We start from the raw sequence: 18026 nt of genomic DNA on the forward strand, positions 1-18026 counted from the left end.
GAGGGCACCTGAGCGAAGGACGAGAACCGTGAACGACGCCGACTGGCTGGCGCACCGCTTCGAGACGCACCGCGAGCACCTGCGGGCCGTCGCCTACCGGATGCTGGGCTCGTTGAGCGAGGCCGACGACGCCGTGCAGGAGTCGTGGCTGCGGCTCAGCCGGAGTGACACGTCAGACGTCGAGAACCTGGCCGGCTGGCTCACCACCGTCGTCGGGCGCGTCTGCCTCGACATGCTGCGCTCGCGCAAGGCCCGGCGCGAGGAGTTCGTGCCGGACCCGATCATCACCCGCGAGGACGACGGCCCCGAGGAGTCGGTGCTGCTGGCCGATTCCGTCGGCCTCGCGCTGCTGGTCGTGCTCGACACGCTCACCCCGGGCGAGCGGCTGGCGTTCGTGCTGCGCGACATGTTCGCCATGCCGTTCGAGGAGATCGCGCCGATCGTCGGCCGCTCCGAGGCGGCGACCCGCCAGCTCGCGAGCCGCGCACGCCGGCGGGTGCAGGGCGCGCCGGTCGCGCCGGACCCGGACGTCGCCCGGCAGCGCGCGGTCGTCGACGCGTTCCTCGCCGCCGCCCGCGGTGGCGACTTCGAAGCGCTCGTCTCGGTGCTCGCCCCGGACGTCGTCCTGCGCGCGGACCGCGGCGCGGAGCGGGGTGGCTCGATCGAGGTCACCGGCGCGGCGGCGGTCGCCGACCAGGCCCTGACGTTCTCCCGCCTCGGCGCGGGCGGCGGTACGGTCCGGCGCGCCCTGGTCAACGGCGCGGCCGGCGTGGTGGCGACCCGCGAGGGCCGCCCGTTCTCGGTGCTCGGCTTCACGGTCGCGGGTGGCCGTATCGTGGCGATCGACATCCTCGCCGACCCGGCCCGGCTCGACCGGCTGGACCTGGCGGTGCTCGACTGAGCGCGCACTCTGTGGAGTTGATCCACTACGTGGTGCTACCATAGGGTGTATCGGCGCAAGGGGAGGGGTCGACATGGGGAAGCACGAGAAAAAAGACAGCGGTGACGCGAACACCACCACGGGCACCGAGAACTCCGGCGGTGAGCGGCAAGGGGGCAAGCACCGCAAGTGACCGCGGCGGTCACCACGCGAGGTCGACCACCGCGCCCTTCTCGTCCGTGACCAGCGCGACCCGGTCCCGGTCGTCGAAGTGCAGGTACCGCCGGGCCCCGTCGGCGTGCCGCCGCACCGCCCCGGCGACCACGACCACCAGCTCGCCGTCCTCGATCGCGTAGAGCTCGTCCGGGGTCAGCGTCTCGTGGATGTCGGTGCCGTGGGTCACCAGCGTGCGGACCTGCCGGCCGGCGTGGTCGTAGCCGTACAGCTCGTTGACGCCGTCGTCGCCGTGCACCCCGCGCAGCCGGCCGAACGCGTCGCGGATCTCGATGCCGGCGGGCTGGTCCAGGCCTTCGACCGGCGCCGGCGGCGGGATCTCGCGCAGCAGGCCGCCCGGGCCGCGGACCACGTGCAGGCCGTTGCCGAAGTGCTCGCTGACGCCGTTCGCGTAGTGGACCGCGGTGCGCCGGCCGCGCACGTCGTACTGCACGGTGTCGACAAATCCCGGCACGCTCACCAGCCTGCTCACGTCGTCGTACTGGTACAGCACGGTCAGCCGGCCGTCCCCGGCGTCGGGGTAGGTCACCTGCGACAGCCGCCCGTCGGCGCGGCGGACGATGTCGAGCCGGTACTCGACGGCCACGTGCGCCGGCCGCCACCGCTTCGTGACGGCGTGCCCGAGCGCGTCGTAACCGAGCAGCGTGACGCCCGATTCGTCGGTCACGCGCACCAGCCGCCCGCAGCTGTGCGGGCCCGCTTCGAGCGGCACCGGGAGCCCGCCGTCGTGGTAGGTGAACGTGGTGACCGGCGGCCCGGCCGGGTCGTCGACCCGCACCGCGGCCACCCGGCCCGCCACGTCGTGGACGCGGTACACCGTGCGCCCGCCGGTGGTCCGCGCCTGGACCGAGTTCCCGGCCGCGTCCCGCACGTGGACGACGCCGCCGGTGTCGCGCAGCACCCGGCCGAGCAGGTCGCGGACCGGTTCGACGGCTTCGGGAGCCGACGACGCGGGCTCGAACGTCCGGACCGAGCCGTCCGGGGCCGTCACCCGCACCGGGCGGGCCAGCGCGTCGTAGCGGTACTCGGTCGCCGGCGCGCGCCGGCCGCCGATCCGGAACGCCCGCGACGTCCGGCACACCAGGCCCCGCGCGCAGTACTCGTGGTGCTCGTCGACGACGTCGCCGAGGAGCTCGGCGTGCCGCCGCTGCAGCAGCCGCCCGGCGCCGTCGCGCACCTCCGCCGTCACGAGCACCTCCGCCTCGCCGGACACCGCGCGCTGCTCGGTGGTGACCCGCACCGGCCCGTGGTGGTGGTCGTAGCGGTGGCGCAGCGTCGGCAGGTCCGCCGAATCGCCCGGCCGCACGACGGTTTCCGGGCGCCCCAGGGGATCGTGCGTCACGGTGGTCACCGCGCCCGCCGGGTCGATCACCTCGCAGACCCGCGCCGTCCGGACGTCGTAGCGCGTCGCCGTGATGTTCCCGACCGGGTCCGTGGCCACCTCGGGGAAGCAGCGGTCCGCCGAGTACCGCACCTCGTGGCTGTCGCCGCGTGGTCCGGTGGTCGTGGTGCGCAGCCCGGTGACGTTGCCGACCCGCCGGTGGAACGTCGTGGTCCACCAGCCGGCCTCGCCGTCGCGGCGGTGGTAGCCGTGCCGGCCGAGGTCCGGCGGGATCGGGCCGTAGACGTCGGCGACGAGCGCGTCGGGGAGCACCAGCTCCTCCCGCGCGGTGAGCTGCCCCTGCGAGCCGGCGCTCCCGTCGGGACACTCGTCGTAGCGGAACAGCTTGTCCGACAACACCTTCCCGGCGCCGTCCAGCTCGCGGACCCGGGCGGGCAGCGCGGCGAAGCGGTGGTCGGGATCGGTCGCGTACGTCGTGCGCGTCTCGCGCACCGCGGGCTCCTGGCCGGGCCGCTCGGTCGTCTCCACCACCCGGACCGGGTTCCCGGCGGCGTCCAGGTCCGACTCCGTCGTGGTGACCGAGACCGGTTTCTCCTGGCGCTCGAACACCGTCGTCACCGATTTCGTCCACTGTGGACGTCCACTGTGCTCGATCCGGCGGTACGGCCGGACGGCGTCGGGCGAGTCGTCGAGGCCGTAGGTCTCCTCCTGCCGCAGGAGCCCGTCGTCGCCGAACCAGCGCACGGTCCGCAGGGTCGGCGCGTGCTCGTCGCCGAGGTCGTCCTGGACGACCCGGCCGAAGCCCGTGAAGGCGTCGCCGGACCGCCGTTCGTGGTACTCGAACTCGGTCGCGCCCGCGTGCCCGGTCGCCGACTCGCGGTGCGTGACGCGCCAGACCACCGGGACCGCCTCGACCGTCGTGTACTCGATCGCGGTGCGCAGGCCGATGCCGTTGTCGATCTCGCTCAGCCGCCCGGCACCCGCGAGGTCGCCGGGTTCGAGGGCGTACCACGGCATCGGTTCGTCCTCGGCGTCGAGGAGCAGCACGCCGGAGCCGCTGCTCGCGCGGGCCCGGGCCGGGACCGGGACCCGTGGCGCGGCCGGTGGATCCGCACGGGCGTAGGCGAGCCGCAGCAGCGGCGCGGCCGCTTCGGCGCCGCGCGCGTCGAAGCCGGTCAGCGCGACGGACGTCAGCACGGAAGCGCCGTCGTCGACGTCGTAACCGAGGGTCCAGCGGCGGACGAGCGGGCGCGCGGCGGCCGGCACCCGCAGCTCGATCCGGGAGCAGCGCAACGCCGTCGTCACGCGGTCGGCGTGCAGGACGTCCGGCCGCGGCTCGTACGCGAAGTCCACTTCGTACGGTCCGTAGGAGATGCGCGCGAGGTACGCCTGCCCGCTGTGGTGCGCCCAGCCGAAGGCCGTGGTGTTGCCCAGGGCGTCTTCGGTCCGCTCGAGGTGCCAGGCGTGGGTGCCGGACCGGCCGCCGTCGGAGGTGCCGAGGAAGTGCCGGGTGCCCGACCGCGCGGTGAGCACGAAACCCTCGCCGCGGCGGGCCAGCCGGCCGCTGGTCCGGCTCCGCGCGCGGCCGTCGTCCAGCCGGACGTTCGGCAGCGGCACGGCGAACCCCGCGCCGAACGGGCCGTTCGGCGCGCCGGTGACGTACCGCAGGGCCAGCGCCGGCGCGATGCCGCCCGGGCCGGCCGGCAGGTCGAGCGGGACGGCGAAACTCCCGCCCCCGGTCGCGGGTTCCGGTGTGAAGGCGCCGCCCAGCCCGCGGACCCGTGCGGGCTGGGCCGCGTCCTGGACGCTCGACCGGAGCAGAGCCATGGCGATCTCCCCGAATGCCGGGCGGCGCGGGTGCGCCACCGGTGACTTCCGAGGTCCAAGTGGGTGAGTCGGCGACGCCAGATACGTCGTCACCCGTTTGCCGTCGTAGTTACGCATTCGTGACGTCCGTGCCGTATCCCGGGTGCGGCTGCCCGGTCTTTCCCGAGTAACCACACGTGATCAATGGCGGGGGCGAACGAGAGGGTGGACCCGATGGTGGTCAGGTTCGTGAGGGACGAGGGCTCCAGGGCGCCGAAGGAGGATCCCGGCACGCTCAACGAGCTTCCGGCACCGCCGAGGCAGCTGCTCGACCGGCACGGCGCGCGGGTGCTCGACCCGGCGACGTCGACGGCGGTGCCGGGCCGGCCGGTGCCGCGCACGACCGTGTACCGGCCGGGGGTGTTCCTCATGCCGAACCGGTACCTGCACGACCAGGGGACCCTCGACGCGGTCAACGGCGTGCTCGCCCGCATCGGCATCTACGCCGAGCCGGCCGACCGCGGCGGCGACACCAAGGCGAGCGTCCGGGCCCGGCAGCTCGAAGACCTGCCCGTGCGGGCGCTGCTGCACGTGCGCGAGGACTCCGACCCGGTCGTCGTCGACTGCTGGAAGGCCGTGCAGCTGCTGCGGGGCGCGTCGGCAGGGGAGAACCCGGAGATCGACCCCGAGATCGTTGCGAAGATTTCCGTGGAGCACCTGGTGTTCTCGACGCCGGTGTTCGGCGGGGTGCCGTGGGAGACCAGCGGCCTCGGCGGAACCCCGTGGGAGACCAGCGGGTTCGGCGCCGGCAGCTCGTACGGCCGGACGCGCGGCGCCAACCGGATCCCGGTGACGCTGTCGGCGGCCCCGCCCCACCGCAGCGCCGAGCCCGCGCACCGGCGCCCGGTCGTCGCGGTGCTCGACACCGGCATCGGCCCGCACCCGTGGTTCGGGCTGGCCGACCGCAGCGGCCCGCCGCCCGCCGACAGCGGGCTGCGCGTCGCGCCGGACATCCAGGCGGCGATCCTGCAAGCGGAGACCGACTCCGGCGTCACCGTGCCGACCCAGCTGCTCAGCGACTACTGGGACGCGCCGACGACCGGCCAGCCGCTGATCGGCGACGTCGACACCGACACCGGCCACGGCCTGTTCATCGCCGGCATCATCCGGCAGGCCTGCCCCGAAGCCGACACCCTCGCGATCCGCGTCGTGCACAGCGACGGCGTCGCGTACGAAGGCGACGTGCTGCTCGCGCTGCACCTGCTGGCCGACCGCGTGCGGAACGCGCAGGCGGACAACCGGCCCGAGGACATGGTCGACATCGTCTCGCTGTCGCTGGGCTACTACGAGGAGAACCCGGTCGACGTCGCCTACACCGGCCAGTTCGCCGCGGCGATCACCGAGCTGACCGACCTCGGCGTGCTCGTCGTCGCCGCGGCGGGCAACGACGCCACCACCCGCCGCTTCTACCCGGCGGCCTTCGCCGACCAGCCGCCCGGCCCGAACGGCGGCCCGCCGGTGATCAGCGTCGGCGCGCTCAACCCCGACCGCACCGCCAGCAAGGCGCTGTTCTCCAATGAGGGCCCGTGGGTCCGCTGCTGGGCGACCGGCGCGGGCGTCGTCAGCACCTACCCGGACGACGTCCGCGGCACCGCGTCGGCCGACCACGAAGTGCCGGACCAGGGCCGCAACTCGTTCGACCCGGACGACTACAGCGCCGGCTTCGCGGTCTGGGACGGCACGTCGTTCGCCGCGCCGCTCGCCGCCGCGGAGATCGGCAAGGCGCTGCTCAAGACCGCGGGCGCCGACCTCGCCACGGTCGAGCGCGACACCGTCGTCAAGCGGGCTTGGACCGCGCTGGGCGCACTGTGACCGTGGCCAAGACGGACCACGAACGGGTCGCCACGCTGTTCGACGCCGCGCGGGACGGGGACCGCGCGGCGCTGGACGAACTCGTCGTCCTGCTCACGCCGCTGCTCTGGCAGGTGGCGCGTGATCAGGGCCTGGACGTCGATCAGGCGTCGGACGTCGTGCAGACGGCGTGGCTGCGCCTGCTCGGCTCGTTCGCGGAGATCCGCTCGCCGGTGGCGCTCACCGGCTGGCTGATCACCGTCACGAAGCGGGAAGCCTGGCGTACGGGGGAAAAACGCCGGCTTGAACGGCCGTTGCCGGAACTGCCGGAGCGGCTCGCCGAAGCATCACCGGCACCCGAGGAGGGGGTGCTGCGCGACGACCAGCGCGCGCGGTTGTGGCGCGCGGTCGACCAGCTGCCCGAACGCTGCCGCAGCCTGCTGCGGATCGTGGCGTTCGTGCACCGGCCGGACTACGCCGAAGTCGGCGTCCGGCTGGGCATGCCGAGGGGGAGTATCGGCCCGACCAGGGGACGCTGTCTCGCGCGCCTGCGTGAGCAGCTACTCGCCAACGGCGAAGGAGATTGGCTGTGACCACCGTCGAACCAGCAGGCGCGAACGAGCCCTTGGACGAGCTCGACCTCCGGCTGCTGGCCGGGGTGCGCGAGCTGTGGGAAGACGCCGACCCGATGCCCGCCACGCTGGTGGACCAGATCCGGTTCGCGATCCAGCTCGAGGACATCGACCTGGAAGTGATGCGGATCCGGGAACAGGAGGGACTCGTCGCCGCCCGCAGCGCCGCCGAGCAGGGCAGGCTGATCACGTTCGACAGCGAAAGCCTGACCATCATGGTGAACGTCAGCCCCGAGCCGGCGGGCACGATCCGCCTGGACGGCTGGCTCACCCCACCGGCCGAGCACCCGATCGAGGTCCGCACCAGTGGCGGCCCGCTGACCACGACGTCCGACCCCGAAGGCCGGTTCGCGGTCTGCGGTGTGCCGCACGGAATGGTGCAGGTCCTGGTCCGCACACTCGGCCGCTCGAGGACGGTGAGCACCCCGGCCATCGAGTTGTGACCCGCTCCTGTCGGCCATAAGTTCGTCGGTGGGCAGCTCGTTGAGCAGCCATGACGTGCGCGGGAGCAACCATGGCCGGAGTCGGCGACTTGTCGTCGGCCGTCCGGAAGGCTTTGCGCGAGCTGCCTCCCGGCGGCCTGGAACGAGCTGCTGATCTTGCCGACGAAGCCCGGCAGGCACTCACGCGGCTGGGTTCCGAGCAGCCCGAGGTCCGGCAAGCGGTGGCGGGCTTCGAGCGGGTGGCAGCGGGCGCGAGCGCTCTTCGGCAGGTTGTCGACTGCGCGGCAGGGTTGTTGACCGGCTATTTGGACAGGCTGGGTGTCAGTGAACCGCCACCGGCGGGCGCGGGCACCGCGGTCGGTCTCGTGCCTTCGACGGCCGCCGGCAAACCCGCGGTGAGTCCCTCGAAGCCGGACGGTCAGCGCCTCACCCGCGAGCAGGCGGAAGCCCTGCAGGCCGGTATGCCGCCGCTCGTCACCGGCAACACGGGGGCCAAGACGCACGGCCGTTGGGTGGACGAGCACGGTCGGACGCACGAGATCGTCAGCGGCTTGGACGACGACTCCGCCGAGGCCGTCCGCCTGCTCCGCGAACACGGCATACCTCCGCGTGGTCACCTCGCCGCGACGGCCGATGTCGAACAGAAACTGGCCGCGCGAATGGTGCGGGAAGGCCGGAACTACCGCAAGACGTTCACCGGAGGAGCGAAACCGTGGTCACGCTAGAGGTCTGGTACAACCAGGAGCCGGACAACGACCATGCCGACGGTGACCCGGCAATCCTCGTGAGTTCGGCGGCCGAATTGGATGCCCTCATCGCGCAGGTCCAGGCGGACACCAAAGACGTTCCGGTGCCGTCGATGGTGGAATGCAGTGTTGCCGGAGATCCGAAGCAGGGCGTATTCGACATGGGCATCGGGCAGGACAGAGGCTTTGTCGTGTTCATGACGCCGGAGGCGGTGCAGACGCAAGGCGACGGAGATCCAGCCGAATACGTCACGTACGACTACATGGCGCATGTGCGGGAAATCCCGGCCGGGTGCGAAGTGGCGATGGACGAGGTGCGGCGGGTCGCGCGGCACTTCTTGGAGACCGGGAGCGTCCCTGCGGGGCTGGTTTCCGCCCCGTCCGTTTGAGACCTCGGCGTGGCGCGCGGCCGGGGCTGGATCCGCCCGGGCCGGGGCGCGGCGCGAGGACGGTGAGGACCCCGGCCATCGAGTTGTGACCCGCTCTTCGCGAGCGCTCAAAAACGCGAGCACCGCGAGGTAGGATCCGGCCGGGGGAACGGTTCCCGGCCGGAAGGGCTGCCTGTGCGCACCGAGGTCGCCTCGCCGAAGGTCGAAGACCGGGTGCGCGACCTGCACAAGCGCGCGGTCGCGGCGACCAACGACGGCCAGCCGGTGGTCGGCGGGCGGCTGATCCGCGCCGCCGCGCGGTTGCTCGGCCTGCCCGCGACGTCCGCGCCGGAAGACTGGCCGGGGTGGACGGACCTCGCCACGCGCGTCCTCGGCACCTACGCGGCCGTCGAAACGGCGCTCGGCAACAGCACCCGCGGCCTCGCGCTGCTCGACGAGGCCGACGTCCTCGTGTCGGACGCCGGGCGCGGGATCCTGCGCCAGCAACGGGGTCTGGTGCTCATCCTGATCGGCCGGATGGACGAGGCCCTCGACTGTTTCGACGAGGCGATCCCGTTGCTGCGGCAGGCGGGCGAGTTCGTCGTGCTGGCCCGGACCCTGCTCAACCGCGCGATGCTGCACCAGTACGCCGGGCGCGTCCGGCTCGCGCTCGCCGACCTCGACCAGTGCGAGCAGATCGGCGCCGGCCAGTCCGAAGAAGAGGGCCTGGCCAGGATCTTCGCGAAGGCGGCGCACGGCCGCGGCCAGGCGCGTGTGCTGACCGGCGACATCCCCGGCGCCCTGCGCGACTTCGACGCGGCGAGCGGCTTCTACGCCGAGCAGAGCGTCGGGATGCTGCCGGTGCTGGCCGTCGACAAGGCCCGCGCGCTGCTCGCGGCCGGGCTGCCCAACGAGGCCGCGGCCGAGCTCGGTGCGGCGCTGGAACAGTTCCCGCGGCTGCGGATGAACCAGGAACACGCCGAGGCCGAGCTGACCCGCGCGCTGGCCGCGCTGGCGAGCGGGGAGACGTCGACCGCGCGCAGCTGGGCCGGGCGCGCCGAGCGTCGATTTCGTCGAAGGGGCAACGAAACCTGGGCGGCGGTCGCCCAGCTGACCGTGCTGCGCGCGGACTTCGCGGCCGGCCGCCGGATCGCCCGCGTCGCCGCCGACGCGACGTCGCTGGCCGCCAGGCTCACCGCGCTGGGCCTGCGCAACGACGCGGAGATCGCCGCGCTGCTCGGCGCCCGGGCCCGGATCGTGCTGGGCGACCTCGACGGCGCCCGCGCCGGCATCGCCGCGCGCGACCGCCGCACCGCGCCGCTGGAGAACCGCCTCTTCCGGCGGCTGGCGCTGGCCGAGCTCGGGGCGGCGACCGGCAACCGGCGCGTGACGTTCGCGAACGCGCGGGCCGGGCTGACGCAGCTGCAGCGTCACCGCAGCCGGTTCGGCAGCGTCGACCTGAAGACCGGGACGACGTCGCTGGGCAAGGAGCTCGCCGACGCCGGCCTCGCCGCCGCGCTCGCCCAGCGGTCGCCGGGGGTGGTGTTCCGGTGGCTCGACCGGTCGCGCGCCCAGGCGTTCCGGTTCCGGCCGGTGCGCCCGCCCGCGCACCCGCAGACCGTCGACGCCGTCGCCGAGCTGCGGTACCTCTCGATGCAGATCCGCGCCGGCGAGCTGTCCGGGAAGCCGGACGCGCAGGCCGTGAAGCGTTGTGCCGCACTGGAACACGAGATCCGCGCCAAGGGCTGGCAGGCCGAGGGCACCGACGAGGACCACCCGGAAGCGAAGCTGCGCGAGGTCGGGGACGAGCTCGCGGCGAGCGGCAGCGCGATGGTGTGCTTCCTCGCCGACCACGGCGCGTTGTGCGCGCAGGTGATCGCCGACCACCGGGTCGCGCTGATCGAGCTGGGCCCGGCAGCGGCGGTCGCGGAGCCGGTCGCGCGGCTGCACAGCGACCTCGACGCCCTGTGCGGCCGCCAGCTGCCGCCGCAGCTGGACCACGTCATCCGCCGGTCGGTGCGCACCCAGGTCACGGCGCTCGACGCGATCCTCCTGAAGCCGCTGGCCGCGCGGCTCGGCGACCTCGACGTCGTCGTCGTGCCGACCGGCGCGCTGTCCGCGATCCCGTGGGGGCTGCTGCCGACGCTGCGCGGCCGCCCGGTGACCGTGACGCCGTCGTCGTCGGCCTGGCTCGACGCCGGCCGCCGCCCGCGCCGCGCGACCGGGGCGCCGCTGCTGGTCGCGGGCTCCGACCTGACCCACGCCGACGCCGAGGTGTCCCGGCTGGCCGCGCTCTACCCGGAGGCCGCGGTGCTGACCGGCCCGGACGCGACGGTCGCGGCAACGCTCAAGGCGTTCGACGGCTGCCGCCTGGCGCACTTCGCCGCGCACGGCCACCACGAGCAGGAGAACGTGTTGTTCTCCCGCCTCAACCTGGCCGACGGGCCGCTGATGGCCTACGACGTCCAGCAGCTTTCGACGGCCCCGGAGCAGGTGGTGCTGTCCTCGTGCGACGTCGGCCAGACGGTCGTCCGCGCGGGCGACGAGGTCCTGGGTTTCACGGCGGCGCTGCTCTACGGCGGCAGCCGGACGGTGGTCTCGAGCGTGGCCCGCGTCGACGACCGGACTGCGGGTGGCGTGATGCTGGCCTACCACCGGGCCCTGTCGTCGGGAACACCCCCGGCCCGCGCACTGGCGGACGCCGCCCAGGCCGAGCCCCTGATGCCGTTCGTGTGCTTCGGCCGCAGCTGAGCTTGCTTCTGCTGGCTGTACGACGTTTCGCCCGGGCCGAGGTTGCTCGCCGGTGATCAAACCCACGGAACGTATCCCCGAAGATCACCGGCGCATCTTTCCCGCGTGAGTCCACTTTCGACACACCGGAGGAAGTCATCGTGAAGCGCGTTTTGCTGGGAATCGGGGCCGCGGCGGGAACACTCGCACTGACGGCGTGCGGTTCGGCCACGCCTGTCGCACCTGCCGCTCCGAAGACATCGACGTCCGCACCCGCGTCGTCGATCGTGCCGAGTACGGCAGCCACCGCGAAGGTGGCCGACAACGCCGCGACGCCGCGCTGCACCACGGCCGACCTGTCGGTGTCGCTCGGCGCGCCGAAGGAGAGCCAGGACGCGAAGGGCCAGTTCGACGTGCCGCTGACGTTCAAGAACACCTCGGCCCGCACCTGCGGCCTGCACGGCGTCCCGGGCGTCGACCTGGTCGGCCCGGACGACCCGAACGGCACCGTCTACCACCTGCCGCGGGAGGACAACGGCGCCAAGTACAACGAGGTCTCCGCGGGTACCACGGCGTCGGCGACGATCACGGTCCTGACGCCGTCCGACGGCGGCGCGTCCTGGACGCCGACGAAGCTCGTGACCATCCCGCCGGGCCAGACCCAGCCGCTGACCGCCGCATGGCCGGCGAACCTGCCGATGCTGCGTCAGGACTCCGCGACGCACCCGGGCAGCTACGTCAACGGCATCCTCGCCGGGTGAGCGTTCTTTCTTTTCGACGTCTCACCCGGGCCGGGGTTGCTTTCGGGTGATCGACCCCATCCGGACGCATCCTCGGTGATCACTTGGGCATCTTCCTCATGAGTCCGAAAGTTGTTGACGGAATGAGGGAGAGCACCATGAAGCGCACTGTTACCGCGATCGCCGTCGGTGGCCTGGTGGCCGGGGGCCTGTTCCTGGCGGCCGGCGCCGCGAACGCCATGCCGAGCGACACCCCGTGCGGCGCGTCCGACGTGCACGTGACGGTCGCGAAGGACCCGTCGAACGCGGCGGGCCACGAGGCCTACGTCCTGACCTACACCGCGACCTCGCCGACCACGAACTGCAAGCTCCAGGGCGCGCCGACGGCGTTGACCTTCGTCGCCGACGGGCAGCGGCTGCCGATCGCCACCACGGTCGACGGGGCCGAGGCGCTGCCGGTGAACCTGCGTGCCGGCCACCCGGCCGTGTCGCGGATCGTGCAGCGCTCGGCCGCGACGCCGTCGCCGGTCGTGCCGACGACCGTCACGTTCGACCTGCCGACCGGCCCGTACGGCCAGCCGGTGAGCGTCGACTGGCCGGCCGGTGCGCCGGTCAAGGGTGACTCCGTGCAGGTCACGCCCGTCAGCAGCTGAATCTCGCCGGCTTTCCGGACACAGGGAGGAATGTCATGAAGCGCATCTTGACGGGGATCGGGGCCGCGGCGGGGATGGCCGCGTTGACCGCTTGTGGCGCGGCGGGGGCCGCGACGCAGCCGTCGTCCGGCGCGGCGGGGGCCGCGGGGACGGCCGGGGGCGCCGCGGCGCCGGCAGCGGCCGCGTCCACCGCGACGCCACGCTGCACCACGGCCGACCTGGCGGTCTCGCTGGGCAAGCCGGCTGAGAAGACCGACGCGCCGGGCCAGTTCGACGTGCCGCTGACCTACCGCAACACCTCGGACCACACGTGCGGCCTGTACGGCGTCCCGGGTGTCGACCTCGTCGGCCCGGACGACGCGACGTTCGGCCCGGTCTACCACCTGCCGCGCGAGGACAACGGCGTGAAGTACAACGAGGTCCCGGCGGGCACCACGGCGTCGGCGACGATCACGGTCCTGACGCCGTCGGAGGGCGGCGCGTCCTGGACGCCGAAGTCGCTCAAGACGATCCCGCCGGGCCAGACCCAGCCGCTGACCGCGGACTGGCCGGCCGACCTCCCGGTCCTGCGCCAGGACGCGGCGACCCACCCGGGCACCTACGTGAACGGCATCCTCGCCGACCCGGCCTGACCCGTCCCCGAGCGCCCCGAGGCCACCTCGGGGCGCTTGGGCCGAATGCCACGCCCTCACTCGATCGGGTGAAGCGCGAGAGCGCGCGTCATACCTGAGGCGAGGTGCCCTCTTCCTCCATGCGGCGGTAACCGGCCGGCACGCCCCCCGACTGGCCGGTTACCGCTGCGGTCTTTCCTACTCACGGTGGACCGGCTCGACGCGCAGGCACCCGTGCTCTCCAGCTCGGTCAGGTCGTCGACCAGCCGTCGCCCCACTCGACGTCGCGGGCGGCGCGGTAGCGGGGGCCCTGCTTCTTCGACACGGCGACGCCGCTCTCGAGGCCGTCTTCGGCGGTGCAGAGGTCGAGTGCGACCCAGCCCTTGTGCTTCTTCGGGTGCCGGATGATCCGCGCGTCCGGCCGCGACGGCGTGAACCGCCCGGCGACGACGTAGGCGAACTTCTCGTCCTCGAACCCGAGCGTGGCGGTCTTCATCCGGCGGTGCAGGTTGGACCGCGGCAGCCGCGCGGCGAAGTGGCACCAGTCCTTGCCGGGCGTGATCGGGCACTCGCCGTCGTGCGGACACGGCGCGACGACCTGCAGGCCGAGCCCGATGAGCTGGGCTCGCGCGGCCCGGATCCGCTCGTAACCGGCCGGCGTGCCGGGCTCGACCACCGCGACGGCCCCGGCTTTCGCGGCGAGCCACCGGACGACGTCTTCGCGGTCCGCTTCCGGCAGCTCGCCGAGGACGTAGGACAGCGTCACGAGGTCCGCTGCGGGCGCGGGCGCGGCCGGGTCGACGAGCCCGCGCCGCCACTCGGCGCCCCGGACGGCAGGCTTCCGCGCCCCGGCGGCCAGCCGTTTCCCGAGCCCGATGGCCCCGGCGACCTGCTCGACGACGGCGCACTTCTCGAGCGAAGGCCAGACCTCCGCGGCGGCCCAGACGGCGGCGCCGGTACCCCCGCCGACGTCGACCTGCGTACGCGGCTCGAAGCCGGGAGCACGCGAAGCGGCTTCGGCGAGCACCGCGTGCACGGCGGCGTAGGTCGCGGGCATGCGGTAACCGGCGTAGGCGGCGACGTCGACCTCGGAGGCGAGGATCGGCGACGTGGCCGCGTCACCTTGCCGGTAGCGCGCACTGAGCCGGTCGAAGGCCTGCGTGAGCCGGTGGAGATGGTGCTTGGCCAGCTCGTCGTCGAGCGCGGCGGAGAGATCGTCGGGGAGTACGGCCACGGCCGTTGATTCTCCCCTGTCCGGATCGTCCCGGCTCCACGCACCCTGAGCTGCTACTTTCCGGGCGCGAAAAAGTTTTCCGGCGCACCCGTCGATCCGGCGTCCCGCTGTTCGACGCGTAAGCAGAAGCGAGAGGAGACCGCGATGCGGTTCATGGTCATCGTCAAGGCGTCGGAGGAGTTCGAGGGCGGGCAGGGTCCCAGCGCCGAGCTGCTGGAAGAGATGGCGAAGTTCAACGAAGAGATGCTGAAGGCCGGCATCCTGCTCGCCGGCGAGGGGCTCACGCCGAGCTCGCAGGGCGCGCGCATCGTGTTCTCCGGCAAGGAAGAGCCCAAGGTCGTCGACGGGCCGTTCGCCGAGACCAAGGAGCTCGTCGGCGGCTTCTGGATCCTGCAGGTCCGCAACCGCGAAGAGGCGGTCGAGTGGATCAAGCGGATGCCGAACACCGACGGCTCGACCCACGAGGTCGAGATCCGGCGCGTCGCCGAGGCGTCCGACTTCGACAACCTGAGCCCGGAGGTCGCCGAGATCGAGGCGCAGCTGCGCGCGAAGACGTCCGGGGAGGCGTGATGCGCTTCCTGGTGATGGTCAAGTCGAGCCCGGAGTCGGAAACGGGCGCGCCGCCGAACGCCGTCCTGCTCGAAGAGATGGCGAAGTTCAACGAGGAACTGCTCGCCGACGACCGGATCGTGCTGGCCGAGGGGCTCACCGCCAGCGCGGAAGGCGTGCGCGTCCTGTTCGAAGGCGACGCGGAACCGAAGCTCATCGACGGGCCGTTCGCGGAGTCGAAGGAGCTCGTCGCCGGGGTGTGGGTGCTCAACGGCGAATCGCTCGACGACGTCGTCGCGCTGATGAAGCGGGCGCCGAACCCGGAGGAGCAGGGCGGCGTGATCGAGATCCGCCCCATCGCCGAGTAGTGGGTTGCACCGGGCGGGCGCAGCCTGTCTGATGGCCGGGTGACGGTAGCGGACACCCGGAGCACGGTCGAAGCGGTTTGGCGGATCGAGTCGCCGCGGCTCATCGCGGGCTTGGCCCGGATGGCCCGCGGCGACGTGGGGCTCGCCGAGGAGCTGGCGCAGGACGCGCTCGTCGCGGCGCTGGAGCAGTGGCCGGAGTCCGGCGTGCCGCGCAACCCCGGCGCGTGGCTGATGACCACCGCGAAGCGCCGCGCCGTCGACCAGTTCCGCCGCAACGAGCGGTACGCCGAGAAGCTCGTGGAGGTCGGCCGCGACCAGCAGGTCGGCGAGGGCGTGCTGCCGGACTTCGACGCGGCGCTCGACGACCACATCGAGGACGACCTGCTGCGGCTGCTGTTCGTCGCGTGCCACCCGGTGCTCAACACCCAGGCGCGCGTCGCGCTGACGCTGCGGATGCTCGGCGGCCTGACGACCGACGAGATCGCGCGCGCCTTCCTCGTCCGCGAGTCGACGATCGCGCAGCGGATCGTCCGCGCGAAGAAGGCCCTCGCGGCGGCGAAGGTCCCGTTCGAGGTGCCCGAAGGCGACGAGCGGGTCGCCCGGGTGTCGTCCGTGCTCGAGGTCCTCTACCTGGTGTTCAACGAGGGTTATTCGGCCACCCGCGGCGATGACTGGATGCGCCCGGCGCTGTGCGAGGAGGCCATGCGGCTCGGCCGCGTGCTGGCCGGGCTGATGCCGGGCGAGTCCGAGGTGCACGGCCTCGTCGCGCTGATGGAACTGCAGTCGTCCCGGTCGAAGGCCCGCACCGGCCCGGCCGGCGAGCCGGTGCTGCTGCTGGACCAGGACCGCGCCCGCTGGGACCGGCTGCTGATCCAGCACGGCCTCGCCGCGCTGACGCTGTCGGAGCAGATCGCCGAAGGCGCGTACGGCCCGTACTCGGCCCAGGCGGCGATCGCGGCCTGCCACGCGCGCGCCCGCAAGGCCGACGAGACGGACTGGGCGCGCATCGCGGCGCTCTACGAAGGCCTCGGCAAGCTCCAGCCGTCCCCGGTGGTCGAGCTGAACCGCGGGGTCGCGGTGGCGATGGCGTACGGCCCCGAGGCGGGCTTGGCGGTCGTCGACGCGGTGGCCGACGAGCCGGCGCTGAAGGACTACCACCTCCTGCCGAGCGTCCGCGGCGACCTGCTGCGCAAACTCGGCCGGCTGGAGGAGGCCGAGCAGGAGTTCCGCCGCGCGGCGGAGATGACGGAGAACGCCCGAGAGCGAGCCCTGCTCCTGTCCCGCGCGACGGCGGTCGGTCGCTAGTCAGGCCTCGATGAACACGATCTGTTCCGGTGGCACCGTCAGCTTCACGCTCTGCCGTTTCACCTCCACCAGCGTCGAGAGTTCCGTCGCGTGGCCGCCGGGGACCGTGAACAGGCGGTCGTTCCTCGTGTCCAGGAAATGCGCGAAACCCGACAGGGACGCGCCGCCCGTTTCGTCCAGGACCAGGTAGTCGGCCAGTCTGCGGAACAGTTTCGGCAGCAGGACCAGGTCGTCGCTGAGCTGGGCGCGGTTGCTCAGCTTGAAGCCCGACGTCGTGACGTCCGACGCCCACACGCCGCTGCCGGACTTCCGGGCCGCGACCGCCGCGTCCGACAGCGACTGGCGGAGATCCGGGTACAGCAGGGAATAGAACGTCGGGTACGCCAGGCCCTCGGTGATCATCCGGAAGTTGACGGAGTTCTTGAGCTGCTTGACGTCCAGGTGCACGAGGCTGCCGTCGACCGAACGGCCCGGGCGTTGGCCGGGGAACGCGAACGCGACCGCGCGGCCGTACTTGTCGGCGAAACGGGTGAGAATGTGCCCGGTCACCTTGTCCGGTGTCGCCGACTTCACCTTGCCGTCGTCGGCCCGGAGAACGTCGGTGAAGCCCAGTACGGCGACCAGCCGGTCGGCCGCCGCCGTGCCCAGGGCGACCGGCTGGTGCAGCATCGGGCCGCCGTGCGGGCGGTAGTGCGTCTCCAGCGCGTCGATCGCGTCGAGCCGCAGCTGCATGCCGCCGCGGGAATTGAGCCGGACCTTCAGCCCGGCCTTCTTCGTCGCCTCGGGATCATCCGGGTAGAACCGCACGGAATCGCCGTCCGGCGAAGCTCCGACGAGCTGGAACGTACCTTTGATCAGCGTCATGGGCATACGACAACGGTAGGACGCCCGGCCATTGATCCGTTCGCTTTTCCACCCGGACAGACCAGTGACCACAGTGGAAACAACCGCGATACCGCCGGACGCGGTTAACGGATTTCCCGCCAGGAAAGCGGGGAAAGCGCCACCGCCGCCGCGGCGATCCTGCGGGCGGTCTCCGTGGTGAGACCCGTTCGGCCGGAGTCGATCCACTCGCCGACCGGCCGGATGCCGGCGTGCTGGTACTCGAGCGCCTGCAGCAGCATCTCCAGCTTGTCCGCGTCCTTGGCGCAAAGCGCTTCGGGCGTTTCCCGTGACTCGTATTCGTCGACGGCCGCGCGGACGACGTCGCGCGAAGACACCGGCAGCGCCGCCGTCTGGTCCGCGGTGATCTCCCGCGGTTCCGGCTTCCGCAGGTACGCCACGGCCGTGTGCGGCAGGTCGCCGGTGCGGGTCTCCTGCGTGTCGTGCCACAGCGCCAGGAACGCCGCCCGTTCCGGCGACGCGCCTTCCTCCGCCGCGAGCAACGCGGCCAGCTGCGCCGCCCGCAGGCTGTGCTCGCCGACCGACTCCGGGTCGCGGACGCCCGCCTGCCACCACCCCGACCGCCGGATGCGTTTCAGCACCCCGAGTTCGTAACCGAAGGCGGCCAAGGCATCAGCACTCATGCCGTCAG

17 protein-coding genes are annotated in these 18026 nt (G+C 72.8%); 13 read left to right on the plus strand and 4 right to left on the minus strand.

The genetic code is table 11. From position 1 onward, the window contains the following. Positions 1-28: 28 nt before the first annotated feature. Entirely contained in the window at positions 29-901 is an 873-nt protein-coding gene (locus OG570_RS15165; protein ID WP_326944817.1) for a sigma-70 family RNA polymerase sigma factor, read from the plus strand. Between the two features lie 181 nt (positions 902-1082). On the opposite strand, the gene OG570_RS15170 is transcribed toward OG570_RS15165, so the two are convergent. Then, positions 1083-4283 carry a SpvB/TcaC N-terminal domain-containing protein gene (locus OG570_RS15170; protein WP_326957084.1) on the minus strand — a complete coding sequence of 1067 codons (3201 nt, stop codon included), beginning with the start codon at positions 4281-4283 and terminating at the stop codon, positions 1083-1085. A 213-nt stretch (positions 4284-4496) separates the two neighbouring features. Here OG570_RS15170 and OG570_RS15175 point away from each other — a divergent pair, with 213 nt between their 5' ends. The 9 genes from OG570_RS15175 to OG570_RS15215 all read left to right on the plus strand — a co-directional run bounded on the left by OG570_RS15175 (position 4497) and on the right by OG570_RS15215 (position 13057). Then, positions 4497-6134: a S8 family peptidase gene (locus OG570_RS15175; RefSeq protein ID WP_326957086.1), complete on the plus strand. Its 1638-nt coding sequence runs from the start codon at positions 4497-4499 to the stop codon at positions 6132-6134. Further along, entirely contained in the window at positions 6131-6706 is a 576-nt protein-coding gene (locus tag OG570_RS15180) for an RNA polymerase sigma factor (RefSeq protein ID WP_326944814.1), read from the plus strand. Before OG570_RS15175 ends, OG570_RS15180 begins: the two co-directional genes overlap by 4 nt. Then, entirely contained in the window at positions 6703-7188 is a 486-nt protein-coding gene (locus OG570_RS15185; protein WP_326957088.1) for a hypothetical protein, read from the plus strand. Before OG570_RS15180 ends, OG570_RS15185 begins: the two co-directional genes overlap by 4 nt. 71 nt (positions 7189-7259) lie before the next feature. Continuing rightward, positions 7260-7913, plus strand: coding sequence for a DddA-like double-stranded DNA deaminase toxin (locus OG570_RS15190; RefSeq protein ID WP_326957090.1), 654 nt, complete (start codon positions 7260-7262; stop codon positions 7911-7913). Beyond that, on the plus strand, positions 7901-8323 hold the full coding sequence (locus OG570_RS15195; RefSeq protein WP_326957092.1) for an Imm1 family immunity protein: 423 nt from the start codon (positions 7901-7903) through the stop codon (positions 8321-8323). Before OG570_RS15190 ends, OG570_RS15195 begins: the two co-directional genes overlap by 13 nt. Before the next feature lie 174 nt (positions 8324-8497). Next, positions 8498-11053 carry a CHAT domain-containing protein gene (locus OG570_RS15200; RefSeq protein WP_326944811.1) on the plus strand — a complete coding sequence of 852 codons (2556 nt, stop codon included), beginning with the start codon at positions 8498-8500 and terminating at the stop codon, positions 11051-11053. A gap of 266 nt (positions 11054-11319) precedes the next feature. Then, a complete protein-coding gene (locus OG570_RS15205; RefSeq protein ID WP_326957094.1) occupies positions 11320-11793 on the plus strand; it encodes a DUF4232 domain-containing protein in 474 nt (157 codons plus the stop codon). Positions 11794-11930: 137 nt separating this feature from the next. Continuing rightward, positions 11931-12425: a DUF4232 domain-containing protein gene (locus OG570_RS15210; protein WP_326944809.1), complete on the plus strand. Its 495-nt coding sequence runs from the start codon at positions 11931-11933 to the stop codon at positions 12423-12425. Between the two features lie 35 nt (positions 12426-12460). After that, on the plus strand, positions 12461-13057 hold the full coding sequence (locus OG570_RS15215) for a DUF4232 domain-containing protein (protein WP_326957097.1): 597 nt from the start codon (positions 12461-12463) through the stop codon (positions 13055-13057). A gap of 229 nt (positions 13058-13286) precedes the next feature. Here OG570_RS15215 and OG570_RS15220 read toward each other — a convergent pair whose 3' ends face one another. Then, positions 13287-14270, minus strand: a complete 984-nt coding sequence (locus OG570_RS15220; RefSeq protein WP_326957099.1) for a small ribosomal subunit Rsm22 family protein — start codon at positions 14268-14270, stop codon at positions 13287-13289. Positions 14271-14414: 144 nt separating this feature from the next. Between OG570_RS15220 and OG570_RS15225 the strand changes: the two genes are divergently transcribed. The 3 genes from OG570_RS15225 to OG570_RS15235 are packed head-to-tail and all read left to right on the plus strand — an operon-like array spanning position 14415 to position 16492. Continuing rightward, positions 14415-14840, plus strand: a complete 426-nt coding sequence (locus OG570_RS15225; protein ID WP_326944806.1) for a YciI family protein — start codon at positions 14415-14417, stop codon at positions 14838-14840. Next, positions 14840-15187, plus strand: a complete 348-nt coding sequence (locus tag OG570_RS15230; protein WP_326944805.1) for a YciI family protein — start codon at positions 14840-14842, stop codon at positions 15185-15187. The genes OG570_RS15225 and OG570_RS15230 overlap by 1 nt, the downstream gene beginning before the upstream one ends. Positions 15188-15226: 39 nt before the next feature. Further along, positions 15227-16492, plus strand: a complete 1266-nt coding sequence (locus OG570_RS15235) for an RNA polymerase sigma factor (RefSeq protein WP_247058671.1) — start codon at positions 15227-15229, stop codon at positions 16490-16492. Here the strand turns inward: OG570_RS15235 and OG570_RS15240 are convergent, their stop codons facing one another. Together OG570_RS15240 and OG570_RS15245 are read right to left on the minus strand one after the other, a co-directional pair. Next, positions 16493-17356: a thermonuclease family protein gene (locus tag OG570_RS15240; protein WP_326957101.1), complete on the minus strand. Its 864-nt coding sequence runs from the start codon at positions 17354-17356 to the stop codon at positions 16493-16495. It lies immediately after the preceding gene. A gap of 104 nt (positions 17357-17460) precedes the next feature. Continuing rightward, positions 17461-18018, minus strand: coding sequence for an HD domain-containing protein (locus OG570_RS15245; protein ID WP_326957103.1), 558 nt, complete (start codon positions 18016-18018; stop codon positions 17461-17463). Positions 18019-18026: the final 8 nt, after the last annotated feature.

The organism is Amycolatopsis sp. NBC_01286 (assembly GCF_035982555.1).
In the GTDB taxonomy this organism is placed as follows: domain Bacteria; phylum Actinomycetota; class Actinomycetes; order Mycobacteriales; family Pseudonocardiaceae; genus Amycolatopsis.